19 protein-coding genes and 1 pseudogene are annotated in these 26,323 nt (G+C 42.6%); 11 read left to right on the top strand and 9 right to left on the bottom strand.

Going from position 1 to position 26,323, the window contains the following annotated elements:
- Positions 1 to 123: 123 nt before the first annotated feature.
- Complete coding sequence (locus tag RH96_RS14275) at positions 124 to 1,056, bottom strand: DMT family transporter (protein WP_010201997.1); 933 nt, start codon at positions 1,054 to 1,056, stop codon at positions 124 to 126.
- Positions 1,057 to 1,545: 489 nt separating this feature from the next.
- On the opposite strand from RH96_RS14275, the gene RH96_RS14270 reads away from it, so the two are divergent.
- A complete protein-coding gene (locus RH96_RS14270) occupies positions 1,546 to 2,586 on the top strand; it encodes a WG repeat-containing protein (protein ID WP_026037406.1) in 1,041 nt (346 codons plus the stop codon).
- A gap of 104 nt (positions 2,587 to 2,690) precedes the next feature.
- Here the strand turns inward: RH96_RS14270 and RH96_RS14265 are convergent, their stop codons facing one another.
- Together RH96_RS14265 and RH96_RS14260 are read right to left on the bottom strand one after the other, a co-directional pair.
- Entirely contained in the window at positions 2,691 to 3,722 is a 1,032-nt protein-coding gene (locus RH96_RS14265) for an alpha/beta fold hydrolase (protein ID WP_010201993.1), read from the bottom strand.
- A gap of 27 nt (positions 3,723 to 3,749) precedes the next feature.
- A complete protein-coding gene (locus RH96_RS14260) occupies positions 3,750 to 3,914 on the bottom strand; it encodes a rubredoxin (protein ID WP_010201990.1) in 165 nt (54 codons plus the stop codon).
- Between the two features lie 329 nt (positions 3,915 to 4,243).
- Here RH96_RS14260 and RH96_RS14255 point away from each other — a divergent pair, with 329 nt between their 5' ends.
- Complete coding sequence (locus RH96_RS14255) at positions 4,244 to 4,813, top strand: adenine phosphoribosyltransferase (RefSeq protein WP_010201988.1); 570 nt, start codon at positions 4,244 to 4,246, stop codon at positions 4,811 to 4,813.
- Between the two features lie 82 nt (positions 4,814 to 4,895).
- Here the strand turns inward: RH96_RS14255 and RH96_RS14250 are convergent, their stop codons facing one another.
- Positions 4,896 to 5,363: a hypothetical protein gene (locus RH96_RS14250; RefSeq protein ID WP_010201985.1), complete on the bottom strand. Its 468-nt coding sequence runs from the start codon at positions 5,361 to 5,363 to the stop codon at positions 4,896 to 4,898.
- Between the two features lie 108 nt (positions 5,364 to 5,471).
- Entirely contained in the window at positions 5,472 to 6,413 is a 942-nt protein-coding gene (locus tag RH96_RS14245; RefSeq protein ID WP_010201983.1) for a transaldolase, read from the bottom strand.
- Positions 6,414 to 6,891: 478 nt separating this feature from the next.
- Here RH96_RS14245 and pheA point away from each other — a divergent pair, with 478 nt between their 5' ends.
- The 6 genes from pheA to RH96_RS14215 all read left to right on the top strand — a co-directional run bounded on the left by pheA (position 6,892) and on the right by RH96_RS14215 (position 13,975).
- Complete coding sequence (gene pheA, locus RH96_RS14240) at positions 6,892 to 8,067, top strand: prephenate dehydratase (protein WP_010201981.1); 1,176 nt, start codon at positions 6,892 to 6,894, stop codon at positions 8,065 to 8,067.
- 93 nt (positions 8,068 to 8,160) lie between these two features.
- Positions 8,161 to 9,291: a histidinol-phosphate transaminase gene (hisC, locus tag RH96_RS14235; protein ID WP_010201979.1), complete on the top strand. Its 1,131-nt coding sequence runs from the start codon at positions 8,161 to 8,163 to the stop codon at positions 9,289 to 9,291.
- A gap of 157 nt (positions 9,292 to 9,448) precedes the next feature.
- Positions 9,449 to 11,740, top strand: a complete 2,292-nt coding sequence (locus RH96_RS14230; RefSeq protein WP_192811761.1) for a bifunctional prephenate dehydrogenase/3-phosphoshikimate 1-carboxyvinyltransferase — start codon at positions 9,449 to 9,451, stop codon at positions 11,738 to 11,740.
- 261 nt (positions 11,741 to 12,001) lie between these two features.
- Positions 12,002 to 12,964 (top strand): EamA family transporter RarD, encoded by a 963-nt coding sequence (gene rarD / locus RH96_RS14225; RefSeq protein ID WP_010201975.1) that lies wholly within the window; start codon positions 12,002 to 12,004, stop codon positions 12,962 to 12,964.
- 50 nt (positions 12,965 to 13,014) lie between these two features.
- The gene (gene folB / locus RH96_RS14220; RefSeq protein ID WP_010201973.1) at positions 13,015 to 13,452 is read left to right on the top strand and encodes a dihydroneopterin aldolase; all 438 of its coding nucleotides are present in this window, start codon (positions 13,015 to 13,017) and stop codon (positions 13,450 to 13,452) included.
- Positions 13,442 to 13,975 carry a 2-amino-4-hydroxy-6-hydroxymethyldihydropteridine diphosphokinase gene (locus RH96_RS14215; protein WP_141629774.1) on the top strand — a complete coding sequence of 178 codons (534 nt, stop codon included), beginning with the start codon at positions 13,442 to 13,444 and terminating at the stop codon, positions 13,973 to 13,975. The genes folB and RH96_RS14215 overlap by 11 nt, the downstream gene beginning before the upstream one ends.
- A gap of 40 nt (positions 13,976 to 14,015) precedes the next feature.
- Here the strand turns inward: RH96_RS14215 and RH96_RS15285 are convergent.
- A pseudogene (locus tag RH96_RS15285) lies at positions 14,016 to 14,096 on the bottom strand (IS5/IS1182 family transposase); the annotation flags it as partial.
- Positions 14,097 to 14,415: 319 nt separating this feature from the next.
- On the opposite strand from RH96_RS15285, the gene RH96_RS14210 reads away from it, so the two are divergent.
- Positions 14,416 to 14,943, top strand: coding sequence for a hypothetical protein (locus tag RH96_RS14210; RefSeq protein ID WP_010201970.1), 528 nt, complete (start codon positions 14,416 to 14,418; stop codon positions 14,941 to 14,943).
- 130 nt (positions 14,944 to 15,073) lie between these two features.
- Here the strand turns inward: RH96_RS14210 and RH96_RS14205 are convergent, their stop codons facing one another.
- The 3 genes from RH96_RS14205 to RH96_RS14195 form a co-directional block, all read right to left on the bottom strand.
- Complete coding sequence (locus tag RH96_RS14205; RefSeq protein ID WP_010201969.1) at positions 15,074 to 15,655, bottom strand: Imm42 family immunity protein; 582 nt, start codon at positions 15,653 to 15,655, stop codon at positions 15,074 to 15,076.
- The gene (locus tag RH96_RS14200) at positions 15,652 to 21,876 is read right to left on the bottom strand and encodes a DUF637 domain-containing protein (RefSeq protein ID WP_010201967.1); all 6,225 of its coding nucleotides are present in this window, start codon (positions 21,874 to 21,876) and stop codon (positions 15,652 to 15,654) included. The genes RH96_RS14205 and RH96_RS14200 overlap by 4 nt, the downstream gene beginning before the upstream one ends.
- Positions 21,877 to 22,232: 356 nt before the next feature.
- Complete coding sequence (locus RH96_RS14195; protein ID WP_010201966.1) at positions 22,233 to 23,993, bottom strand: ShlB/FhaC/HecB family hemolysin secretion/activation protein; 1,761 nt, start codon at positions 23,991 to 23,993, stop codon at positions 22,233 to 22,235.
- 374 nt (positions 23,994 to 24,367) lie between these two features.
- On the opposite strand from RH96_RS14195, the gene rsmA reads away from it, so the two are divergent.
- Together rsmA and RH96_RS14185 are read left to right on the top strand one after the other, a co-directional pair.
- Complete coding sequence (gene rsmA / locus RH96_RS14190) at positions 24,368 to 25,231, top strand: 16S rRNA (adenine(1518)-N(6)/adenine(1519)-N(6))-dimethyltransferase RsmA (RefSeq protein WP_010201965.1); 864 nt, start codon at positions 24,368 to 24,370, stop codon at positions 25,229 to 25,231.
- A gap of 249 nt (positions 25,232 to 25,480) precedes the next feature.
- Positions 25,481 to 26,317 carry a symmetrical bis(5'-nucleosyl)-tetraphosphatase gene (locus RH96_RS14185; RefSeq protein WP_010201964.1) on the top strand — a complete coding sequence of 279 codons (837 nt, stop codon included), beginning with the start codon at positions 25,481 to 25,483 and terminating at the stop codon, positions 26,315 to 26,317.
- Positions 26,318 to 26,323 lie beyond the last annotated feature (6 nt).

Genomic DNA, 26,323 nt, shown 5'->3' with positions numbered 1-26,323 from the left:
ACAAAAAGGGCTAGTTTTTTGATTCATGGCGTTGATTCCTTGGAAATATAGACAGTATATAGCGTTAGACCCTACGTCAGCATGAAAAATGTCCATTACACCTAAATAAGCGTACCTGTATAACTATTTATATTTACGCTTATAAAACCGTGAAAAAAACCGATAGCGACGTAGTGCGCGCGGCTTGGGTTTTAATGAACCTAAGTAAATGGCAAACATCGTCAAGAGCGCGCCGCTCCATTGCAAAGTATTAATCGGTTTGTCCAGCCAAGTATAATCAATGACCAATGCGGCAATTGGTTCAGATAGCAGTAGTAATCCAGTCAGCGCCAAAGACAGCTTGGGGATAGAGTAGGCAATCAGACCCCAAGCCAAGCACTGCATGACCGTGCCATAAATAAGTACCCAAACAATCTCAGACCAACTGTTGGGCAAGATATTGCCCATATCAAACAAAAACATCGGAATAATCATCGCCAGCACACCGCCGATACTGATTAATTGCATGAGCATAAATATCGGTGTTGGCTCGGTGTCATGCGTCTTACGGATAAATGTCATTGATGCTGCCAGCATCGCTCCTGAGACGATACCCGTGATAAACCCCCAAGTTGCGGCACTGTTATGTGCAAACTCAGGGCTGCCTATCATCGCCACTCCAGCCATCGCCAAAAACAAACTGATAAGCTGTAATATAGATTGCCGTTCATTAAAATATAAAAACCCAATCGCTGCCAAAAAGAAAATCTGTAAGCTATTAAGTAAGGTTGAAATACCAGGCCCGACAGCATAGATACTCTCGTGCCAAAGCGCCAAATCTAACCCCAAAAACGCCCCTGACAATAAACCATAAAAAATGGCACGTCTTGAGCGTGGCAAACGTTGTCCCATGATTTTTGCCAAGATAGCAAAGACCACTCCTGAGATGGCGAGTCGCCAAAACGACATGGCCCAACCGCCGATATCAACGTGTGCAACGATTAAACTACCCAGACCAAAGATGATGCAACCAATAACCAAGCCAATAGGTGCAGAGCGTGAAGCGGCAATAGCCATAAATTGTCCTTAGATTGATCACGTTTAGTGGGTGGCGTTCTTTTTTAATCTTACTGTGCTCACAGTACAATGCACATACCCCGTATTGTCGAGGTTTTAGACTTAAAATGAAATGGTTAAAACATAATTTATTCTTATGATGACTGTATTTTGAAAGAACCGAGTATGATAAGCGTGTGGGAAAATAGATGCTGCCAATCGGCTAACGTCAGCTATAGTGAGTGAAAAGTAATATCGAACCATCACGCACTGCTGATATCAATTTTTTTTGCTTGCTGTGCCTGCGCAGACAGAGGCTACAAAAAATTAATATCAGCAATACCGTCGCGTTTTTAGGATATTTTGACTATATATAATAGTGCTTATATCATTGAGGCGCATCCTTACAGGAATAGCATTGGCGTGAAGGTCGCGATTTGCTAATCTGTCTTTCATTACTCTCTTAAAATGCTCAATATAGTTTCTACTACTATTAGCCTAGGTTTATTTATGCATCGACGTACTCAATCAAAAAAGTCGCTTTCTTTGATATTTGGATCGCAACTAAAAATGGCACGATATGGTATTCCTATGGGCTTATTCGTCAGTGCGCTATTTATGATGCCGACTGCACAAGCTGCCAGCTGTAAAATACCCAAAAGCTATTATAAGAATGTCTCTTGTACCGCGAGTAGCGGTTATTTTTTGGCAACCAAGGACTTCGGTGCGCCAGTGGCGCTACTGAATAGTAAAGGCAAAAAAATCGTTGATTTATCACGCTATCAAAAAGTCGATGCAGATAAGATAGCTGGTGGCTTATTACCCGTGCTGCGCAATAGTCACGTCGGTTATCTCAACATGCAGGGTCGTGAGGTGATACCGGCGACCTACGACATGCTAAAGGAAAGTCAGGGTTGGGCGCGTCCGGTATCTGATGGACGTATCGTGGTCAAAAGAGACGGCAACTATGGGGTTATCGATACAGAAAATAAGACCATCGTGTCGTTTTCTGCGTCAATCAGTGATATTGATGATTATCGTGGCGGTGTGACGCAAGTACGTAAGAACCAAGCGACCAGTTGGCTGGATAAAAACGGCAAAGCGACTAGCAATCCAAATGGTAGTGATAGTAATAATAATGAGCCGTCGTCTGCAAAGCAAACCGCCAATAGTAGGTCTGCTACAGCGTCAGCACAATCTAGGCAAGCAGCGCCCAATCGTTTTACGAGGTTACAGCCACGTCAGCAAGATGGTCGATGGGGTTTCGTCGATGAAAAAAATGTGACGATGATTACTTATTCATTTGATGATGCTCGTCCTTTTTCAGAAGGACTAGCTGGCGTGCGCATTGATGACAACTGGGGCTTTATCAATTTGGGCGGTGAGCTGGTGATTCCTTTTCGCTTTGATAAAATGGGTGTGTCGAGTGGTGACAGTTATCAAGGCAAGCCTGCCTTTACATTTGCAAATGGTAAAGCGTGGATTGGCAACTTAAAAAATGGCAATAAGATGTGCATTGATAAAGAAGGAGTGAGTGTCGGTTGTGATTGAAGCGCTCACTCAAACTAAGAGACAAAAAAGCGTGCCGTGCTTATGAGTGATACATAGCATGGCACGCTTTTTTATCGCCAATGATTGACGGTGTTAAATGCGTATTAAGCCGATAGGTGATTGCGAATCAAATCAATCATATAAGGTTGATAGTACTCTGGGATATCGTGTGCCATGCCTTCGATTAAATGAAACTTAGCATTGGGAATGGTCTTAGCGACCACGCGTCCTTGTGAAGGCGGCAATAGCCCATCTGCACTACCATGCAGGACGATGGTTGGTGCTTTGACTTGCTTGCTAAACCGGCTAATAGAGCCAGAGGCCAAGATCGCATTGAGCTGTTGTACGGTGCCAAGCGGATGGAAGTTGCGCTGATAACGTAACTTGGCAATTTCACGCACCATACGGACGTTGACGTGTCCTGGCGTACCGACTGTTTTCATAAACCAGACGCTATGGCGCACAATATCGCGCTCAGAATGACTCTCAGGGCGATTGATAAGCGTGTATAACTGCTTGGGCTTGGGTGGCTTTAGAAAAGCCCGATTGGTGGTGGTAAACATCAAAGCCATACGTTGTACTAAGCTTGGATAGCGTGCCGCCACGATTTGAGCAATCATACCGCCCATAGAAGCACCCAGTAGATGTGTTTTACCCAGCTGCAACGCCTTAATCAAACGTGCGGTATCTTCTGCCATATCGGTCAAATTATAAGCAACCTGCGTACTCTTATTAGACAATCCGGTTTGCAAACGCATCATCATTTTTAACTGACTGATACGCGGTAGGCCGTCAATCTGTACTTTGGAAGACAAGCCAATATCGCGATTGTCAAAACGAATCACAAAAAATCCTGCATCAATAAGGCGCTTGATAAAATTGTTTGGCCAAAATATCATCTGCGAGCCAAGTCCCATGATCATCAGCAGTGGGGGATGATTGGGATTACCGCCTGCCTCAACGCACAACTCAATGCCATCACCGATATTTATCATCGCTTGATGGAGGTGTTCGCTAAGGTCTGATTCGCGCCATTGGTGTTGACCAAATCGTTGCCAGTCAGGAGTAGGGTATACCCCAGCATCTCCAGAGGTTTTAAGCAATGCCGCATTATTGATATTATTGGATTTTGTCATGAAGTGTCCTAATTAGAGAGTCGTCTACTAAATCTCAAGCATCTCAAAATCAAGCTTGCCAACACCGCACTCTGGACAAATCCAGTCTTCAGGGATGTCTTCCCACTTGGTGCCAGGCGCAATCCCTTCTTCAGGACAGCCAAGCGCTTCATCATATATCCAGCCACAGACGATACATTCATAACGTTTCATAAATAGTCCTATCGATCATTACCAGTGTTACAGGGTGTTTTTAGAGCGTCTACTGAGCATTACCACTCATATTTGGACGGTAAAAACGCCCGTAGTTTAGCATATAACCGTTGTTTTGATAGTTAAGTTTACACTTGTATGTTGAGCTGACTCAGCTTTTATCAAGTCCATGATTGGCATTTTATTGATTCAGGCGATTGTATGATTGTTCGTCTCGCCGCTATATTACACCAAATTATGTTATAGTAATCGCCACTAATTTCACGGTGATGTCTGTCATTTATCACCGTCACTTATTACCATCTAAGCCATATGAAATAAGGGTTATTATGAGCGTTAATGCTGCCGCTACATCTGCTAATACCGAAATTGATCTGTCTAATATACTCAATACTGACCACCCGTTTTGGCAGGTTATCCGCACAGTACCAGACTTTCCAAAAGTCGGCATTGATTTTTATGATATCACCCCGTTACTGCGCAGTCATATTAATGCGGTCATTGATGCACTGCTTGCAACCTTGCCAGAAGGGCTGATGGATGAAGTGGACTGCTTGGGTGCTGTAGAGGCGCGTGGCTTTGTGTTTGCAAGCTTGCTGGCAGGTCGCTTGGGTAAAGGCATGATTTTGCTGCGTAAGCCGGGTAAGTTGCCACCGCCTGTTGCCAACAAGGCCTATGCGCTAGAATATGGTAAAGACACGCTTGAGATGCAAAATAACTTGCCACCTGAACGGGTATTGTTAGTCGATGATATTTTGGCGACGGGCGGTACACTAACCACTGCTTATGAGCTGTGCCAGTCAGCAGATCATACGGTCGTCGGTGCTTTGGTACTGCTGGATTTGGTTGAGTTGCATGGTGAATTCCCCGTGCCTGTTTATACGGTATTAAAAGCTTAGAGAAATGGTTTTTAGCATAATAAAAAAGCGCGCTGAATAGTTCAGCGCGCTTTTTTGGTATCAATATATTTTATTTGGTATTTTATTGGTCTTGTTGATAACGCTCACAAGTTTGCTCTACTACTTTGCGACCGATTGTTTTAGGCGTCGTAACCTTAAAATCCTTGCTGGTCAATATTGGTTTGTCGGATTGCCAAGATTTGATGACCTTGTTGTCAGTGCCATAATTGACATAGGCTCTTTTATAGTAACTGGCATCTTTGCAAGATATCAATAACTGCTGATCGCTATGATGAATATAGCTTTCCTTTTTATCCTTTTTGCCTTTTTTATCCGTCTGTTGTAACTGCGGTGGATAGGTTCTGCGAATGGATACCGAAATGTTTTCGACGTTATTCTCATCTATGATATTGATGTCAGAGCTTTCAATAGAGTCTGAATCTAAGGTGAAAATCGAACCAGAATCAGTCTCAGATATCTCTACCCAGCTGACTGCATGTGCACTAATCGCTAGCGCACTACCTGCTAATACCACTGATAGCCGTCTCATAATCAAGCCTTGCTTCTTGTTATTTGAAGTGGGTTATAATAACGAACTTACTATTAGCAGGCAAATTTCTTTTATTTGACAGTGTTTGACCATCCATTATCGCAACGATTAATTGCGCATCGCTGCCAATGCCTGAGCAAGCTCATCACGCGCATCGATAAAGCCGTCAATCCCCTTAGGTAATAAATCTTGAGTGACGGTATCCTTTTGATAAGCTTGACTAAATTCTTCATGCGTCAAACTCACTCGGGTCATATCATCTAACGCCATCGACATACTTGGTGACAGCTGACGAGGGACTTCTATATCCATCGCTGCCAACTCATCAATGAGGTTGGGGGCAATGGTCAACAGATCACAGCCTGCTAATGCCAATATCTGCTCAGTAGAGCGGAAGCTTGCGCCCATTACTTGCGTATTGTAGCCATGCTGTTTGAAATATTGATAAATAAGCTTGACCGACTGCACGCCCATGTCATCAGAGACTGGTACGTTCTGACGGTTTTGCTGGCGTTTTTGCCAATCTAAAATGCGTCCAACGAAAGGTGATATCAGGGTCACGCCAGCATCGGCACAGGCAATCGCTTGATGTTGTCCGAAAAGTAGCGTTAGATTACAGTGAATACCTTGGGTTTCCAGATAACGTGCGGCCTCGATACCTTGCCACGTCGCTGCCATCTTAATCAATACCCGCTCTGAGTCGATACCTGCTTGTTGATAAGCTTCCATAAAGCTGAGTGCTTTATCGATAGTCGCTTGGGTGTCATAAGACAAACGCGCATCGACTTCAGTTGAGACGCGACCCTCAATCAACGATAAAATATCGCAGCCAATTTTTATGGTTAACGCATCAATTACCGCATCGATGTCACCGCGATGTCGACTCATGGTTTCTGAGAGCATGGCTTGATTGTCAGAGTGAATGAGCGCCTTGGTAATGAGACTGGGGTTGGTGGTCGCATCGACAGGTTTTAGGCGGGCAATAGCGCTAAGGTCGCCAGTATCAGCGACAATGGTGGTCATGGTGCGAAGCTGTTGTAATGCGCTCATCAGGTATCCTTGTGTGAATCAATTGACATAGTTATGTTCTAAAGACTGGATCTGTTGTTAAACGTGTTTATATTTTTAAACATGCTTATTAAAGGTGCTATTGACCATTAGTTTTGAACTGTAACATAGTTTTGAGGCGGTGTTCTCTCATAGTTTTGCCGCCTATTGCTGCCATATCAGATAACTGTGCTAATATTTATAGCCGTTAGCCAGTTTACACGCATTTACGAATGGGCACTGAGCGTAGTTTTTGCTATAGTAGAGCCGGTCGTGTCCTTGTCTGCTGTATTGGCTGATGAATCCAAGAATCGTGTAGGCGAGTAGGACATGATATTTTTGATAAACTGTTTTATTGAACAGTGACTAGCGATATGGTCAGAGCTAATCTCAAATAAGCTTAAGTATAGATAAACCTAAAAACAGTCACACCAAACAGTTATAAAACTCAGCAATAATATTAGAAAAAGGATGGGCGGTAATGAGTGAGCAGTCACCAGAGCAAAAAATAGACAATCTAAATCAAACTAACGTAAGCGACCACTCAAACGAAAAAGAGTTTTTAGATCAGCTGCGTCATAGTATTGATAGCGTAGACTGCGAAATCCAGACATTGATTAATAACCGTGCCAAACTGGCTCAGCAAGTGGCGACGGTCAAAAAAGAACACATCGCAAAAAGTCCTACTGCTGAAAAAACCAATCCTATTTTTTATCGCCCAGAACGTGAAGCGCAAGTCCTAAAAGCGGTCATGGCGCGTAATACTGGTCCAATCGCTGATGAAAAAATGGCGCGATTGTTTCGTGAAATTATGTCGGTATGCTTAGATCTAGAAGCACCGCAACGTATTGCCTTTTTGGGTCCAGTGGGTACTTTTACTCACGCCGCTGCCCTCAAGCATTTTGGTAAAGCCGCTGATACCGTACCAATGACCACCATCACTGATGTGTTCCGTGAAGTCGAAGCAGGTACAGCGATGTACGGCGTCGTACCGGTTGAGAACTCTTCAGAAGGGGTGGTCAACCATACTTTAGATGGTTTCTTGTCTTCTACCTTAAAAATAATTGGGGAAGTTGAGTTACCGATTCATCAGAATTTCTTGGTTGCAGAGCATACCAAGCTTGACGGTCTCAGCCGTATTTATTCGCATCAGCAATCGCTTGCCCAGTGCCGTCATTGGCTCGATGTTAATTATCCCAATGTGGAGCGCGTTGCCGTATCTAGCAATGGCGAAGCTGCACGTCGACTCAAGAATGAATGGCATTCGGCTGCGATTGCAGGGGATGTCGCTGCCGCAGAGTATGATTTACATAAGCTTTACTCAAATATTGAAGACAATCCAAGCAATACCACACGCTTCCTTATCATCGGTCATGAAGCGATCGCGCCGTCAGGACAAGATAAGACCTCTATCGTCGTCTCAGCACATGACAAAGCGGGCGCGCTTATCGAAATCTTAAAACCATTGTCTTATCATGGCGTGTCGATGACCAGTATCGAGACGCGTCCTGAACGTCCTAATAAGTGGGCATACGTGTTCTTTATTGATATGGATGGTCATGTTAATGATCCAAATGTTAGCGCAGCCATTAATGATATTCGCCCATTGGTAAAAGATTTACGTGTACTGGGCTCATATCCCAAAGCGGTACTGTAAGCGTTTTAAAAGCTATACCATTTATAGCAAATAGCTGTCATAAGCTATTGTTATTATTAATAATAGATGGGTCATTACATCTAAGGATACAACATGCAGACAACGCCATTGACCGAATCAAGCTTATTACCACTCGTGCCAGCGTACGACAGTATCTTAGAGCTGGCTCCTTATCAAACGGGCAAGCCGATTGAAGAGTTGACTCGCGAGTACGGCATCTCAGATGTGGTGAAGCTTGCTAGCAACGAGAATCCAATGGGCTGCTCACCGCGAGTGACGTTGGCAGTGACAGAGCAGCTCGGTCAGCTGGCGCGTTATCCTGATGGCAATGGTTACTATCTAAAGCAAGCACTGGCTGACTTCAATGATGTCAATATCGATCAGATTACGTTGGGCAATGGCTCTGACGATTTGCTCGATATCTTGGCGCGTAGTTTTGTGGGTGCCAATGATGCTATCGTTTATAGTCAGTATGCCTTTGTGGTCTATTCGATGCTGGCAAAAATGCAAGGTGCTACAGATATTGAAGTGCCCGCCCATCGATTCGGTCATGATTTAAAGGCCATGAGTCAAGCGGTTCAAGACAACCCTAATACCAAGATTGTCTTTATTGCCAATCCTAACAACCCAACTGGGACACAGCTTGAGCATAAAGAGCTGCGCCAGTTTGTTGCCAGTGTGCCAAGCTCGGTATTGGTGGTATTGGATGAAGCCTATATCGAGTACAGCCCTGAAAGTAATAATAGGGCGCTCATAGATGAATTTGACAATGTGATCATCGTCCGTACGTTCTCTAAGGCTTATGGACTAGCAGGTCTGCGGGTTGGCTATGCGCTAAGCTCGGTAGCAGTGGCAGAGTTATTAAACCGTATTCGTCAGCCATTTAACGTCAGTCGTATTGGGTTGGCGGCAGCGGCAGCGGCACTTGCTGATCAAGATTTTATCGAGAAAACTCGTCTGATGAATGATGAGCAAATGCGCTGGTTAGAGAAGCAGTTTGACGCATTAGGATTGGGTTTTATTAAGTCGCATGCCAACTTTATTATGGTAGAGATGGATGATGAAGATGCGCTATTGATTAACCAAGCGTTGCTCGAGCAAGGGGTCATCGTACGGCCACTGGTAGGTTACGGCTTACCCACTTGGTTGCGCATTACGGTAGGCGTCGCAGAAGATAACATGCGCTTGATTGATACCTTGCGTTCTATCTTGACCGATGATTAAGCGCATCAATAGATGTTTTTTTAGTCAAGTTAATGATCTTAATTAGCCATTAAATTTTATAACGCTAAGATTGGCTTTACCCAAACTTATCCTAGTGTGTTCAACGAGAAAAGCCGTGAGTAGTCAGAAAAAAAATAAAATTCAACCGTCTCCAAATATTCAGCTACCTATGTTTAGACAAGTTTGTGTGATTGGGCTTGGTCTTATTGGCGCCAGTTTTGCGCAAGCCATTAAAGACAGTGGCTTAAGTGAGCGTCTAGTAGCGACAGACAGGCATGTACCCAGTATTACTGAAGCCATTGAGCATGGTTTGTTAGATGCTGGTAGTGCTAACCTACAAGACGTCATCGGTGGCAGTGATTTAATTATCATTGCAGTCCCAGTACAGGCGGTCCAAGCAGTATTTGTTGACATTAAACAGGCAATGGATGACGAGCAGCTTGCCACTGATTGCATCATGACGGATGTCTGTAGTACTAAGGTCAACATCATTGATGCAGCCAGGACAGTATTTGGCTCGCTGCCGACAGGACTGGTGCCCGCGCATCCGATTGCTGGGGCTGAAAATTCAGGGTATCATGCTCGCCGCGCCAATTTATTTGTCAATCATAGCGTGATTATCTGTGAGCTACTTACCACAAGCAATGTAGCCATCACCAAGCTGCGGCTACTCTGGGAAGCGGTGGGCGCAAATGTCATATCAATGGATGCTAGTCACCATGATCGCATATTGGCGCACACCAGTCATTTGCCGCATTTGCTTGCCTTTAATTTGGTTGAGCAGTTGGCAAGCCATGATGATAATTTAGATATGTTTCGTTATGCTGCTGGTGGATTTCGTGATTTTACGCGTATCGCTGCCAGCGATCCTAAAATGTGGCATGATATATTTTTTGCCAATCAAAGCGCCATTGTGAGCGCCCTTGATGAGTATGGTGTCTACTTACAGACCATGCGCCAGCTTATCATTGATAAAGATTCAACCGCCCTGATGGGACTTTTGGGCCGCGCGCAAGCCGCACGGCGACATTTTGGCCATATGTTAGCCAGCACTCCTTATACGGATACTTCTGCCATGTCAGCTTCTTATAATATTACGCCTAGCAATACTGTCTCTGGCACCATTGCCATCCCTGGTGACAAATCCATCTCGCATCGCAGTATCATGCTAGGCAGTCTTGCCACAGGGGTGACGAATGTCACTGGATTTTTGGAAGGGGAAGACGCGCTTGCCACGTTGCAGGCGTTTCGTGATATGGGTGTGAGCATTGAAGGCCCTGATAAAGGAAGATTAACCATTCATGGTGTTGGTATGAATGGCTTAAAGCCAAGCAAAACACCTTTGTATATGGGCAACTCAGGCACCAGCATGCGCCTGTTGTCGGGGATCTTGGCGGCACAATCATTTGATAGTGTGTTGACGGGTGATACTAGCTTAAATAAACGCCCGATGGAGCGTGTGGCTGCACCGCTACGTACGATGGGAGCAGTCATACAAAGTACTGGTCATAGCGGTACGGCACCGCTCAGTATCACTGGTCGTGATACGGTCGGCAAGCCACTCCAAGGCGTTGAATATGATATGCCAGTCGCGTCTGCACAGGTGAAGTCTTGTTTGCTGTTGGCAGGTCTATGGGCAGAGGGTACGACAACGGTGACTCAGCCTGAAGTCAGCCGTGACCATACCGAACGTATGCTATCCGCCTTTGGTTATCCGGTGACCGTTGACGGCAATCGTATCAGCGTTGAAGGCGGCGGTACATTGACAGGTGGTGATATCGCTGTGCCTGCTGACATATCCTCTGCGGCCTTCTTTATGGTAGCCGCTGCTATCAGTCAAGGTAGTGAGCTGACCTTGACGCAAGTGGGTATCAACCCGACACGTACGGGTATTATTGATATCTTAAAGCTCATGCAAGCAGATATTAGCTTGAGTAATGAGACGCATGTGGGCGGCGAGCCAGTCGCTGACATTACGATTCGTGGTTCAAACTTAGTTGGTATTGAGATACCAGAGCATCTCGTACCGCTAGCGATTGATGAATTCCCTGTATTATTCATCGCCGCCAGCTGTGCGCAAGGTCGTACGGTATTGACGGGTGCCAAAGAGCTGCGCGTTAAAGAGTCTGATCGTATTGCGGTGATGGCAGAAGGGCTACATACGCTTGGTATTGATTGTACCGTTACAGATGATGGACTACTCATCGAAGGTCAAGGTATTGGAAGTGAGAATGGTGATGTCAATAATAGCCAGCCTGTATTCGGTGGCGGTCACATTACGTCTCACCACGACCATCGTATTGCCATGAGTTTCTCTGTTGCCAGTCTGCGTGCCTCCAAGCAAATCACCATCGAAGGGGTTGAGACGGTCAATACCAGCTTCCCAGGATTTGCTGAACTTGCCAACCAAATTGGTATGTCTATCCAAGTGGATGCTGGCGCTGAATAAATCATTGAGTGCTGATTAATATTCTTCTATGATTTGCACTGTAAAATATAAACAGATGGTGGCTAGCTGATCAAATAGCCACATTAGCCTAAAAACTTCATCTAACATCGTTAGCAATGTACTCATGTCACTATTGGCATGAGTACATTGCTTTTTAATTTATAATCTCACTGTAGTAACCCTGCGTTCTCGCCACTAAATCGATAATAATACTCAGAATTAGGTGAGGGCGCGCTTTGCTCTAAAAAGTTGTCCTATATTATGACTACCCAAAATGTCATCAAAAAACCCGTTGCCCCGATAACCACAACCAGACGCGGCATTATCACTGCGCTTATTGCGTTTTTTATCTGGGGCGGATTTCCGTTATACTTCAAACAATTATCCGATTATGATGCGACTGAGATCATTGGTCATCGCATCATATGGACATTCCTGTGTCTATTGCTTGTGCTAGTAGTCACTAAGCGCTGGCAATGGATTGAAACACTCAAACAAAACCCAAGATGGATAGCGCTGTCATTGATATCTGGTTTGATTATCGCAACTAACTGGCTGACCTATGTATGGGCGGTCAATCATGACCGTATTCTTGAGGCCAGTTTGGGATACTTTATTGGGCCATTGGTAGGTGTTGCGCTATCGATGATTCTATTTAAAGAGCGCTTACGACCTTTGCAGTGGGTGGCTATTGGATTTGCACTCTTGTCTGTCGTGATTCAAGTGGTGATGATTGGCAGTCTGCCGTGGATATCATTAATTTTGGCATTTAGCTTTAGTACTTATGGCACTATTCAACGGCAAACCCCGTTGACAGCTGTCGATGCGATGTTTGTCGAAACAGCGATGCTAGTACCTTTATGTCTTTGGTGGTTTTGGCAGTCCGATGTGGTCAGTCATCAACTGAGCTTTTGGTTTAGTTCAAACATCTGGCTACTGATGATCGCAGGGCCGATTACGTTGATACCGCTATTATTGTTTAATAAATCTACCAAGCTCGTCGCTTATAGTATTCTAAGCTTTATGAATTACCTGACGCCGACCTTTATTTTCTTCTTGGCAGTGTTTTATTATAACGAGCCATTTGATTTAAAACGCTTGGCAGTCTTTGGCTTGATTTGGCTAGGTTTGCTGTTATTCAGCATTGACTTATGGCGTCATCGTCCAAGTAAAGTGTTAAAAGCCGCGCGTCTGCGTGAAGAGGCTTTGAAGCAAGTTAAATGAAGTTTGAGTTGAATCTCTGAATTAAAAATGTAGCAAACAAGGATGGAAGCATGTTTCATACTGAATCTGATGTGGTATTTGTAAAAGGTTTAAAAGTCGAAGCCGTCATCGGTGTTTACGCGTGGGAGCGGGCGATCACGCAGCCGCTGCTGATTGATATTGCGCTTGAAACCGACATTAGCCGTGCTGCTGTATCAGATGATGTCAATGATGCGCTAAATTATAAAGCGGTCTGCGATGATGTCAGCGCGTGGTGCAAAGAGATTCAAGCAAAACTGCTTGAGCATTTGGCTGGGCAAATTTCTGATAAGCTGCTTGCAAAATACGCTTGTCATAAAATAACGTTAAGCGTTGCCAAGCCGACTGCTATTGCGCAAGCGGATGCAGTTGGCGTTCAAATCACGCGCTATGCTTCAACGTCAACACATGAGCTAGCTATCAAAGAAGCTGCCAAAGAAGCTAATAATAGCAAAGCCGATGATGTATAAAACATCGATGTATTTGAATTTGGAAAGGCTAACACAATGCGCACCTGAGACTTTGCAGGCGCAGCCCGTGGTAGAGATAATAGTAGCGCTGGGTAGCAACTATCAAGCCGAAAAATATCTGCCACTTGCTCTAGAGTGTTTGGCAACGCTAGGTCAGATACGGCTATCTACTGCTTTTCAAAACCTTGATTTCACCGCAACCTTAGAACAACCAAAACCTGATTACACCAATCAATGTGTACATCTCATACTAGCAATACCGATGAGTCTGCAGCAACTACAGCAAACCTTTAAAAACCTTGAAGGAGATTGCGATAGATGTCGACAGACTGATTCGAACCAAGTACGGCGAGTGACAATGGATATTGATATTTTGCTAATCAAGTTGGCTGAAGAAAAAAATAGCCTAAGCAATAAATCAATATCTAAACCAACGTCTAATTGGATGGTAATGGCAGATCGCTATCCATTTAAAGCACATGAGGCGGCAGGGATTGAAGAGCTTACAGTGACTGGTGTTTGAAGCGGCTGAGATGCTATTCACGTATGAGACCTGCTTGCCGATGTAAAATGGCGGGCGCTTTTAAGGTATGTCGTTTCTTTTTTCCACTGTAGTAGTCGCTTTGGTTTTTTGGTTGTTCAATGCCTGTTTATACATCATCAAACATGCCCCAACATAAGTGGTTCCATTATACCAGTCTGTTTTAAGTGGTCTATTCATAGGTTTGAGGGGCGAATTAGTTGGTATCACTGGGATATACCCAAAAATTTCAATAACGATAGTGATTAGACAGGCTCAACACCTCGTCACGTCCTAGCTATTGCGATAATTCCTAATAAAAATATCACTGATTGAAAGATAAAGAGATAAACTATAAACGTTGCAATTTCGCCAACGAATGTTTTTTAACAGTGATAAAAAACGACGACTATTAATTGAACGGATTCTACTGAGGATAAGCGATGAAGTGGACTGTATTGGTGTGTGCGTTACCGTTGTTGACCGCTTGTATGAGCATGAAAAATGTAAAAGAGTTACCACCTGAGTTGATCTATCAGCCGCCTATATCGGGCGTGAGCGCAACGATCATGGGTAAAATGGAACCACGACATACCAAGCTCGTTGGTGATCGTATCGCCTATATTATGGAGATTGATGGTAAGCGCGTACCTAAAGATAAAAAAGAGACTTACAGTGATACTTGGGATAATGTCTATCCGATTACGACGGGTGAGCATACATTGACAATCACTTATCGTATGGCCGGGCACTATACTAAACCTACCAAGATTACGTTTGATGCCGAAGCCAACACTAACTACCAGCTAGATTTCGCTACTGATATTGGTACGGCGTGGTTCAGTAAAGACAGCTATGTTGACTTTTGGATCAAGAATAAAGCGACAGAAAAGCCCGTGACCGAGGTGGTAAGAACTGCGCCACCACCTGAGCCAAGGGTTATTTCTTATCCGATTATTATTAATAATTGATTGTTGAACTAAAGAGTGTAATAAAGACAAATGCCTTACTATTAGCGACATAATATTGAAGATGGCAGTAAGGCATTTAGGTAAAATAAACAACTTCATACTTAATGTATTAAAGGCAGAATTACGAAAGTTAACGACCTAAAATATCAAGTCTACTTTTCTTTATAAAACCTTCTAATTGGTCAACTATGTCTCGAAAGTCTTTGTAAGATATTTCTACACATCTTACATCACTATCTGCCATCATTCCAAAATCAAAAAAATCAAATTCTTTATTCTTTATATACATTAATATTTTCATCATATACTCGTTTCTAATACCAAGCAAATAATAGTTTAGCTCATTTCCAATGCTACAGCTTTCAAGAGAAATGTCATATTCGGTGATCTCTTCGATATCAAGCCATTTATCAATATTTTTTTCCCACTCTTCCTTTGAACTTACACACCAATTAGGAAACCTTTTATTCAATATGTCTTTTAACAGATCTAAATTATTAAGTTTATAAAGGCTTGAACATTTTATGATCTGCGGTGCTATCTCAATAATATTTTCAAAATCATTTGGTAAAGCGATTAAACCTGTATTAGTAATAAATAATTCGTTTTTTAACCAAATACCACTCACACCTTCTAAAGCATTTAGCTCGTTACTTCGTTCTTTAATGACATCAACATACAAGGCGAATTCTTCAGGTTTACCGAAAATCATAGTCTGCTCACATTTTTAGCGTTCAATGAGAAATGCTTAATAACATCTGATGGGATAGCGCCGCCAGCAAGTCTTTGTGCCGCAGGTTGATCTTTTCCAGTACGTCCTGCCCAATGCCAACTACCAGTGTTATCATAAAAAAATTGATTGATATTTCCTTTTGAGTCAACTGAATATCTCTTTTGCTTAGACTGAAATGATTTTTCAAACAACTCAAAAGAATTACTAGGTTCTATTCCAGCGTTATATCTACTACCATTGTTTGGTCCAGGTGTATGCTTTGAGTTGGATTGATAACTTAAACCGTTTTTAGCTCTTACTTTATTAGGAAAAGGTAAAGCAGAATTTCGGTTAGATAAAATCAAACTAATATCTTTAGCAGCTTGTCCTTTGTTTGCTGAATTAAAATTGGTGCCAACTACTAAATCAATAATTGCCTGAGCATCATGGATATTCAATAAACCGTCGTTCAGAGTAATTAAATTATCTACTATATCAAGCCCCTCATCTTTTAATGTCTTTTTCAAATCACTAACGTTTATTTTACCACCTTTTTTATATGCTACTTTAATTAATTTTCCTGCTACTTTAACTGTGGTGACAACGGCTTTTAAAGCATTATTCTCAACTGCTAAACCAGCGTTATTAGCTGCTGTATTAACGTCGACGTTAGTCAATAGAGCTATAGATCCTGCAAGTAACTTAGCAGTATCTATAATTTCTTTTTTCTGCTCAATTGTTAGATTGTTTGGATCATTAACTAAATAATCTCCAAGCATTTCTCCAACAGCCGCTCCAACAGCTCCAGCATCACAGCTTTGTTGTTTGGCGCTAGCAGTTACACAACCAACACCAGCTGCTACCAATTTGTGAGCAAGATTATCAGCGAAATCATTTGTATCAATATTCTTTACAAAGCTACTAAAGGTTTCAGCTGCAAATACATCCACTAATGAGCTACGCAAACTATTTTTTAGGGCATCTTCAAAGCTTGCACCATTGATAGCCGCATCAGCAACAGCCTGTGTAAAACCAGTACCGACAGCGTTAGATAGCTTCTGTCCAAAAGTGTCATTGACACTACTACCAAGTCCTAGTTTAGCACCTACACCTGCCGTTAACGCTGCGGTTGCCATGCCACGTATGGTTTGACTACTGGCCATATCTTTTAGTGTCTTACTGATATCACCCTTGTTATTAATCAGTGTAATAACCGCTTGCGTCTGCAAAGCTATACCAGCAGCATTAGTAGCTATCATGGATGCAGTAAGGCCGCTACCTGCTGGACCTGCTGCGATAGTAATAGCGATAGCGATCAACGCCGCCGCCCCTGGCGTCAGTCCTTCTTGGGTATAGTTCCAATTCTTTTGAATCAGATCGACTTGTACCCAGTTGATATCATTGGTCTTGTCAAGAGCCGCTAAATACTCATAGCCCGGTTGTTTAGACAGATTAAGGGCAATTTTTCCTAGTTCTTCTTGGCTTTTTTGAATAGCGGCTTTGGCTTTTGCATTACTATCTACAGTGACTTCAACCGGTACAGCTACAATGACACCATTAGGTGAGGTAATCGTTGGAACCTGATTAAATTTAGGCAATTGAGCAGTCGTGACGACACTGCCTTGATCGACCGTCTTCATCCATACGGTGCTTTCTCTATCTTGAGTATGCGTGGTTGTGATTTGATTGGTAATAGGCACTAAGATCACTTGCGCGGCACTATCTGCATATTTGCCTACACCGACTTTTATGTCAGCAGGCTTTAACGTACTAAATACTGTACCTTGTAATAATGTGCTACCACCTGATGCTGTATAAGCTTTGCCGCCTATTAGCTTAGCAGGTAGCTGTGATAGCTCTTGACGAGTATCGCTAGTATTATCCTTGTTATATCTCACGCCTAACCAGCTAGATCTCTTCTTGACCTCAGTACTACTATAATTCACATCTTCAATAGCATATAGATTTAGTAGTTTACCTGCCGTTAGATTAATACTACCAGTAGATGCTGCTGTTAAATCTGATCCGTAGATATTGATATTACCATCGGCAATAAGACTAATGTTGTTAGCTTGAATGTCAGTCGTAACGGCATTATTATTATTAGAAATATTGGTTGTTGTTTTTGACTTCTTTTTACCGTACCAACTCTTTGATGTACTACTTTTTTGTGAGCCATCCATAAAGGCGTTTTGCGAAGCCTCAAGATCAATATCACCAGTAGAGGCATCAATACGGACATCACCATTCGTTGAGATGATATCAGCGCTATTTAGAACAACATTATTATTGCTGATATAGGTTTTAGTGGAAGGAGTATATGTATCAGAGGCTTTAACTAAACTACCTTCTCCTGATATTTGTATATTGCCTTTTGCCTTGAGTTTTGGTTGATTAATAATCTGATGATAAGAGTAATTCGGTCCTGTGATATTACCTGCATTGACACTACCTTGTTCGAAGGTATCGGCAAGGCCTGTAATACGAATACTATCACTATAAGTGTCTGTTCTTGTATCATCACTAAAAGTTACAGGCTTTAGATTGCCTTTAGCTAGAACATTTATACCACCATTACGACTGGTGATATCTGTACCTTCTATAAGAACGCCACCATTTTGAGCACTGATATTGGCTGTTCCATAAGAGTCAATCTCGACTACTTTATGCTCATAACCTCGACTTGGTTTTTTTGAAATTTCAAGAATTTCATTTAAATCTGATAGAACACCTTGTAATTTACTAATTTCAATATTCTTACTCTGGGCTGATAGCTTAGTATCCGCTTTAGTGTTAGCTATTTCAGAGTTGACTAACTGAATTTGATCTTCAATGACTTGAACTCTATGTTGGGAAACGTGGAATATAGGTTCAAAAACCCCACCTATTGAGTCATTAATTTTGTCTTTAATTCCCTTGAGTTCTACGCTACCATTTGTCGCTGTAATATTAACACTACCAACAATGGGTTTAGTTGTGTTAATTCCTAACTTAGCATTCTCTTCTCTTGTCTTAATATAATCAGCAGTAATCTTATCTACTTCCACTTGATAACTAGATGAATACCAATCTACTTTACTGTAATCAGGATTCCACGGTAAGTTGATACCGTTTTTTAAAACAGCTCCTTCTATTAAGACTTTCTTACCACTCAGATTAATGTTACCTGGAGTAGTTATATCTACAACTTTATTGAAAGAACCAAAAGCCCAACCTCCTTTTTCTTCTGAGTAACCTTTAAGATAAAGCTCACCTTCTTTAGAAGTTAGATTAACATCACCCATAGAGTGTAAACTAACATTTCTCGGATCAATGGTTAGGTTTGAGTTACTGATGATTGATAGGTCACCATTCAAAGTGCTAACAGCCTTACCATCTAAGAGCTTTTCTTTACTAGTAGCAAGTTTTGTACTGCCAGTAGCGTTGATACTAGGATTAGGGTTAGTGCCATAAGCAACGTTATCCGCTGAATTAATAAAGTCGATGCTATTTTCTGAATTAATAAGGACAGCACCGCCAGCCACATTAATATTCTGATAGCTTTGAGCTGCCTTACTGTCGATAGAGACTATTTGACCTGCTTTTAGCGTGGTATTACCCATTGTATGAGTGATAGCTGTATTGCTATTTGCAGTGCGAGCACCGTTAAAAATGAGCTGATTGCCACTATTCATGTTTAGGTGCTTATCAGCGTCTACAGTACTGTTATTAACTCGCATGAGATTGCCAGACTTTAAACTGGTTGAACCAGTCGATTTTGTTTGGCTGTCTATAACATTAAGATGGTTGGCAGCATCAACAATAATGGCGTTACTGTTATCATTGATACCTTTGGTGGATAGCGTATTCTTAGTCAGCGTGATGTCACCGTCACCAAAGGTATTATTAATACCAGCGGTGTTTTTTAGCGTACTAGCAGTACTGGTCTTTAATACAATGCCTTGAGATTGAATGCCATTATTGGTCAGCGTAAGGCTTTTATCACTGCGCATCACTGTATTACCAGTACTATTTAGCGTGCTATTAATAACGCTGGTATTTACTTTTGAAGAGATACTAGTGCCACCTATCTGTGCAATATCTTTAGCAGCCGTCGTAAGTTCATTAATAGTGGTAGTCGCGCCTGACTCAATAACTATGTTGTCTGCTTTAAGGTTACTTGCTGTAATACCCACGTTATTACCAGCTGCCAAGATAGTGCTGTTGGCATTAGTGGTTAGCTTATTGACGTTTAGTACCGCTTGGTTGGCTACAGCCGTAACTGCGCCTTTAGCACTATTTAAAGTGCTGTTGGTGATCGTAGTGGCTTTGCCTTGACTTGTGATATAGATACCGTTAGTAGCGTTAGCGGTACTGTTTAATACTGTTGCCTGTTTACCTTCAATCGTTAGCTGCTTACCGATCGTGATAGGCTGGATACTATCTTTTAGATACGCCAGCTCTCCCGCTTGCACAACAGCGTCATTAGTAACTTTGATACTACCAGCGTTGTCAATTACTGCATTGCGACCAGCTTGTAATGCAAATTCATTTGCTCCAGCGATACTACTACCTGATTTGATATAAGCGTCACGTTCACCGCTAACAGTTAGGTTTTTTTCAGCAGTTATTTTACTGTTATTACTAATCACTGTATCTGCAGTCTTAGTATTATCATCTTTACTTGCGCTAATATGTATATCACCACGACTAAAAATTTCACTATCATCTACCCATGTACCATTTCTAGAATGTATGGTCAGTGGCGCATAACGAGCAGAAGTTTTACTACCATCCAGTAGACGCACATAGCGATCAGCTTCTATAGATACCCCGCCGTTTGAGCCCACAGCGCTTTTACTATCAACAAAAGTGTCACGACCTGAATGCAGGTAAATATTTGCTTCATCGTTTACTACAGTGAAATTTCGAACATCTGAGCTGTTTGACATCTTTAGGTCGCCAGCAGCATCCATTCGTAAGATGTCTGGCATCAATTGTACAGCTGTTCCTGCACTATTTTTTTTAATAATCCCTTTATTAAGGGTAATATCTTTATCTGCTTGCATATCAATCATGCCATAGCTGCCGATAGTGCCGCTGTGCTCAATACTACCTGTCGTACCTATGGCATTGATACTCAATAAGCTGGTTTGTGCTTTAGTAGTCTTTATCGTACCTGTGTTCTCAATCTTGCCCGAGTTGGTCAATACAATCTGTTGAGTGGCGTTGATATTACCAGCGTTTCTAACACCCAGGCCGTTCTCCGTACCGACAAGGTTAATAGAATTTGCGTAGATACCACCAAGCGTACTCACATCGACGGCTAAGGTTGGGGCAGTACCTGTCCCAGTGATCTTGGTCGCTGCGCCCGTGTCATAATCGACCGTGTTACTACCAATAACCATGTTGACATCTTGATTGGCGTGGATTTGACCATTGATCGTCACGGCCCTGGCTAGAATATCTACATAATTGGCTTGGTTCTTGTTTTTACCATCATACAGATCACCGCCCAGTGCATTGCCTGTTGCCGCATTATCAAACTGAATTTGACCTTGCTTGACATCAAATCCTGTCAAATTGCCAGCACTATCAATCTTATGCGTACCAGTCGTGAGGGTCGCTCGATTGGCATTGATAAGGCCGCCACCTTGTACTTGCAAACCTGAAGGGCTGGCAATAATGACGTCTGCCCGCTGTCCTGCAATTTCGATATTGCCTTGGAACTTGGCTGGAGCATTGCTACGGACTTCATTCAGAATCGTATTGGCAGCATTTTTCGCCAGATACTGATTGCCTGCGATAGCGCCGGCTAATTGGGTATTCGCCCCGCCTATACTGTTGTTCAAGATGGCACCATTACTACCAATATCAAATTGGTTGTAGGTATTGTGGGACAAACCGTTGCTGTTAGGCGTGCGGATATTGACAATAGGCGTGCCATTGGTCGCTTTTAAGAGCGCCGCTCGTTGGGCAGCTGGGACATTACTAGCTGTATTTTGTATTGCAGATGTCGCTGCTTGAACCTGAGTGTAGATCAGGCTTTGACAGCATAGAATTGCGAGCGCTAAGCGATGATAGGATAAGTTTGCACTCGATAGCGATTCTGATTTTGCGGCTACAGATTTTTTACTGCTGCCATTACCCGCTGTCTTATTTTGGCTCTTCGTGATTTCACTCACGACCATCATCATGCCACGGGCTTTGTTAAACACTACTCTATAGCATTGCTTATTCATCTCAGGAATCGCTCTTCAAAGTTGATAAATGTCAAAAAATGTAAGCAATTGTATCTATAAACTATTGTAAAGACTAGCGTTTTTTTCTACAAATTCAAAGTTTTTTTAGATTTACTTAAAGTCTGTTATTTTGCTAATAAAAGTAGCTATCCAAATACTTATTCAAAAACCTTATATCTTATAAAGCATTGATTTTTATATTCTTTTATTGTTGATGTTATAAGTTGAAATGTGACTAGAGGGTTGTGCAAAAACTGTAGACAATACTAAAAGACTGGCCACTATTATTATAGTGACCAGTCTTTTAGCTTGATTAGAACAATGATACGATCTACGAATATTTACCTAGCAAAATTCTAGTTATATATCGTGACTCTAAAACCACCAGTGGTGTCTTTATCAACTGATCGAGGCGTCTGAAGTCCTCTACCAATAAAACCGTCTATACTTATATTGCTGGCGTATAGACGCGCACCGAGACTGGTGCTCATAAGATACTTTCCTGCTAGATACTGAGCACTGTCGCCACCAACCCAACCTTGATCTAAGGTTACATATGGCATCATAGTAACTTGACCCGTTAACGGTACAATACGAGCGACTTCTTGTTGCAGTAACATACCATTTTCGCCCGATAGGCTCTGATCGTCGCTAAGCCCTTTAGTCGTATATCGTCCACCGATAGTAAATCTGTCTTGAGGGATGAGCAGTTGCGGGCTATATTGTCCGCGCCACTGTACTGTATATTGGTAAGAAGATTTGTCCACACTAAAAGGGTGCTGTAAGCTTATTTGCGCATTCCAAATACTGGGCTGAGAGGTGGCCTCACTAATGTAACTTTCAGGTGCGTCTATAGCCGATAATGCACCTGTCCCTTTTTGATATTGCAAGCTTGCTGTCATGTCGCCTAAAGGGGTTTGGCGCTGGTGATCGATCCCTGCTTTCCAGCCAGAGGTACGACGTCTTTGTACCTCGATTTCTTGGTCATCAAAGTAATTTTTTGAATTTTTATGATAGCCATCTAAGCTAGCATTGGTTTTAGAGTAACGATCTCTATGAATCAGTCTTTGTAGCCCAACCGAGCTCTGGTTAGATTTGCCTTTATAGACAATGTCTTGGTTGAGACCTGCCAAAGTTTGATTGAAATCGTAGTCACTGTAGAGCAGTTGCAATTGCCATTTTTTATAGGGATAACGATAGTTAACATAGAGACTGTTATTGTTAGATAGCTTGTCTATATCATTCCAAGGATCTATAGAATGCGTATAAGACAGACTTAACGCATCATTGGCACTCAAAGGATTATCGATGCTGGTGGTCACTGTGCCTTGGTACTTTCCAGTATCTGAGCTTCCTGAGTCATCTATACTAAGTTGCCATTGTATGGGCGTGGTGCGTTTTTGAGCAACGACCAAATCACTGCTACCGTATTGTTCATTATCAATGGCGCTAACACTCGGTATGATGTCAATGTTGGTGATCGCCGATTGAGGCAAGCGAAAGTTCTCTAAGCTGGTTTCAATGTCTCTTAGATTGATGAGGTCGCCTTCTGAAAGCGTGAGCGCATTGCTGATATTCGTTTTTGGGTGACCGTCTTCAGATCGCCATACCTTATGGAGTCGCCCTGGTATGATCATGATGTTAAGGGCGCCACTCGTTAGATCCTGAGGCTCAATAGTCGCTTGAGTGGTGATAAATCCTTGCTCGATTAGCTCGTTTTGCACATTACGCATGGCATAATTTAAGCCTTGCTGACCAATACAATGACCTAGTATGGATCCTTGCCCATATTTTATAGGGCCTAAAATAGTGGCAAACTGCTTTTTTAAAGTAGATTCATCAGGCAGTTGTAGGTTAACCTGATAGATAGTAAAGCAAGGGCTTTCACCAAGCGGTGGCTGTTTCAAGCTAGTATCTGGCGTGAGTTCACTGAGATTCACAAAGGGTTTAGAGGTGTTATCCTCTAAATTATCAAGTCGCTGTTGATACTGGTTGTATTGTTGCTGCTCTATTTGATTTAAATCTGATTGAGCGTAGACGTGACAGGTAAGACCACCTAGGCTGCATAATTGAATACTTGTTATCAGAATAGGTTTTAGATGATTGGTTAGTGACATATTTGTATCTATGCTAGGAGAGTAAACAATAATTGTATATTATTTATGCTGTATTTTTACCTTCTTCTACGAGGTTTTTTAAATAAATTGAAATTGTCTTCTAGAATTAAGTAGGTCATGTTGTGATCGTGCCGATTATAGTGGGCATGGAAAGAGATACTGCTTGTTGTTCCCATAACGGACGTTATAACAAATGATTATGAGGATAAAAAGTCTCGGGTCGTTTGCGCTAAGGTATGGGCATTTTATCGATAAAATGTCTCAAAAACACAGCCTAATTATGAGCTGTGGTATAATTTGCCATTATAAAGCCAGAATATTGCTGCTATTACATTATCATCGCCCATTTCTCTTTTATACATGAAGCCCTTTTTATGTCCAAAACTCCATTTGATGCTCAAACCATTTCTAATAGCCTACGGGCTGCCAAACACCAACCGCGTAAACGCTTTGGTCAAAACTTCTTACATGACCGTAGTGTTATCCGTGAGATTGTTGAGAGCATTCGCTTAGAGCGCGATGACAATTTAATCGAGATTGGCCCAGGTATGGGTGCGCTGACTGAGCCGTTATTGGCAGAAGTGGATGCGATGACGGTCGTAGAGTTGGATCGTGATTTGGCGGATAGCCTGCGTATTCGTATCGGTGCCAATAGCCATCCGAATTTTGAAATTATCAAAGACAATGCTATGCATGTCGATTATCGTGAGTTGTATAGCGAGGAGCGCGGTAAGCTACGCGTGGTGGGTAACTTGCCGTATAATATTTCTACGCCGATACTTTTTCATCTGCTCAGTTATGCCGATGTGATTCAAGACATGCACTTTATGTTGCAAAAAGAAGTCGTCGAGCGCATCACTGCTGACGTTGGCAGCAAGACGTATGGTCGCTTGTCGGTCATTATGCAATACCACTGTGATACGGATTACCTGTTAACCGTGCCACGTGGCGCATTTAATCCGCCACCAAAAGTCACCAGCGCTGTTTTTCGCCTGACGCCGCATATCAACAAACCTATCGTCGCAGAAGACGAAGCGTATTTTGCGATTGTGGTACGCGAAACCTTCAACCATCGTCGCAAGACGCTGCGTGCTATTTTTAAAAAATCAACCTTGTTGCCGACGTTGAGCGAAGAAGATTTTGCTGCCTGCGCTATTGATCCACAAGCACGCCCTGAAGTCTTGAGTGTGAAAGATTTTGTCAATTTGAGCAATCAGGCACGCAAAGTAGAAGATTAATTCATCATCCAAAAATAGTTATCTAGGGTGTGTCCTTATTTCAAAAGTGGTGATAAAAATGAGATAAATTGCAGTCAGACGAGGAAAATAGCGCAGATAATATCGGGATATTAACCAGCTATTTAACGATGTTTGGCAAAATTTAGCCATTTTTAGCCCGTTTAGATATGATCAATTGAATTGAGGACACGCCCTAGATATGAATAAAAATCATCGTATAAAAGTCATCACATAAAAGATAGAGGGTTTATGAGTTTTCGCCACCAGTATGTCATCGGTGATCTGCAAGGTTGTTATGCGGCGTATCTTCATCTACTCGAAACATTGGATTTTGACCCTATGCAAGATAAGTTGTGGTTTGCAGGTGACTTGGTGGCACGCGGCGAAGACTCACTGAATACGTTGCGCGATGTCAAGGCGCTTTGTGAGCAAGGTGCTGCGGCTACGGTATTGGGTAATCATGATATTAACCTGATCGCTGTTTGGCGCGGTGCCGCTAAAATTAAGAAAAAAGACAAGACCGCACCAATTTTTGCTGCCGATGATTGCGACGAGCTATTACATTGGTTACGTCAGCAGCCGATACTGGCTTATCCTGATGCCAATACCGTACTGGTACATGCTGGCATCCCGCCGCATTGGACTATTGAAGCAGCAGCGGACTATGCCCAGCAGTTAGAGGCGCAATTACGAGGCAGCTTAAAGCAGCTTGATCGGTTGTTGCCACACTTATATAGCAAGACGGCCGATGATTGGTGTACAGGTATCAACGGCTTTACCAAAATGCGCGCGATTGCCAACTACTTTACCCGTATGCGCTTATGCAAGCAGGATGGCACGCTCGAATTTAGCTTTACGGCAAGCTTAGATGATTCGATGCCAAAGGATTTTTTGCCGTGGTTTGAGTGGCAAGTACCGCGCACGCGTAAGATACTATTTGGTCACTGGGCAGCGTTAAAAGGTGAGGTTGATCTGCCACATGCGCGCGCTTTGGATGGCGGCTGTGTCTGGGGTAATTATTTATTAGCCTATCGATTGGGTGATGAAGCGGTAATAACGTCGAGTGCGCATTGTCATCCGCCATAACTAGGG

Origin of the sequence: Psychrobacter sp. PAMC 21119 (assembly GCF_000247495.1) — a bacterium.
In the GTDB taxonomy this organism is placed as follows: domain Bacteria; phylum Pseudomonadota; class Gammaproteobacteria; order Pseudomonadales; family Moraxellaceae; genus Psychrobacter; species Psychrobacter glaciei.
Note: the sequence above shows the minus strand (reverse complement) of the source record. Positions and strands in the feature narration are given on the sequence as shown.

Coding starts and splice junctions, on each gene's coding strand:
- RH96_RS14205 (WP_010201969.1), bottom strand. CDS start 15,655: ATGATTTTCGGTAAACCTGAAGAATTCGCCTTGTATGTTGATGTCATT.
- RH96_RS14255 (WP_010201988.1), top strand. CDS start 4,244: ATGAGCGTTAATGCTGCCGCTACATCTGCTAATACCGAAATTGATCTG.
- RH96_RS14275 (WP_010201997.1), bottom strand. CDS start 1,056: ATGGCTATTGCCGCTTCACGCTCTGCACCTATTGGCTTGGTTATTGGT.
- RH96_RS14200 (WP_010201967.1), bottom strand. CDS start 21,876: ATGAATAAGCAATGCTATAGAGTAGTGTTTAACAAAGCCCGTGGCATG.
- RH96_RS14185 (WP_010201964.1), top strand. CDS start 25,481: ATGAGTTTTCGCCACCAGTATGTCATCGGTGATCTGCAAGGTTGTTAT.
- hisC (WP_010201979.1), top strand. CDS start 8,161: ATGCAGACAACGCCATTGACCGAATCAAGCTTATTACCACTCGTGCCA.
- RH96_RS14210 (WP_010201970.1), top strand. CDS start 14,416: ATGAAGTGGACTGTATTGGTGTGTGCGTTACCGTTGTTGACCGCTTGT.
- folB (WP_010201973.1), top strand. CDS start 13,015: ATGTTTCATACTGAATCTGATGTGGTATTTGTAAAAGGTTTAAAAGTC.
- RH96_RS14215 (WP_141629774.1), top strand. CDS start 13,442: ATGATGTATAAAACATCGATGTATTTGAATTTGGAAAGGCTAACACAA.
- RH96_RS14250 (WP_010201985.1), bottom strand. CDS start 5,363: ATGAGACGGCTATCAGTGGTATTAGCAGGTAGTGCGCTAGCGATTAGT.
- RH96_RS14245 (WP_010201983.1), bottom strand. CDS start 6,413: ATGAGCGCATTACAACAGCTTCGCACCATGACCACCATTGTCGCTGAT.
- pheA (WP_010201981.1), top strand. CDS start 6,892: ATGAGTGAGCAGTCACCAGAGCAAAAAATAGACAATCTAAATCAAACT.
- RH96_RS14195 (WP_010201966.1), bottom strand. CDS start 23,993: ATGTCACTAACCAATCATCTAAAACCTATTCTGATAACAAGTATTCAA.
- RH96_RS14265 (WP_010201993.1), bottom strand. CDS start 3,722: ATGACAAAATCCAATAATATCAATAATGCGGCATTGCTTAAAACCTCT.
- rarD (WP_010201975.1), top strand. CDS start 12,002: ATGACTACCCAAAATGTCATCAAAAAACCCGTTGCCCCGATAACCACA.
- RH96_RS14260 (WP_010201990.1), bottom strand. CDS start 3,914: ATGAAACGTTATGAATGTATCGTCTGTGGCTGGATATATGATGAAGCG.
- RH96_RS14270 (WP_026037406.1), top strand. CDS start 1,546: ATGCATCGACGTACTCAATCAAAAAAGTCGCTTTCTTTGATATTTGGA.
- rsmA (WP_010201965.1), top strand. CDS start 24,368: ATGTCCAAAACTCCATTTGATGCTCAAACCATTTCTAATAGCCTACGG.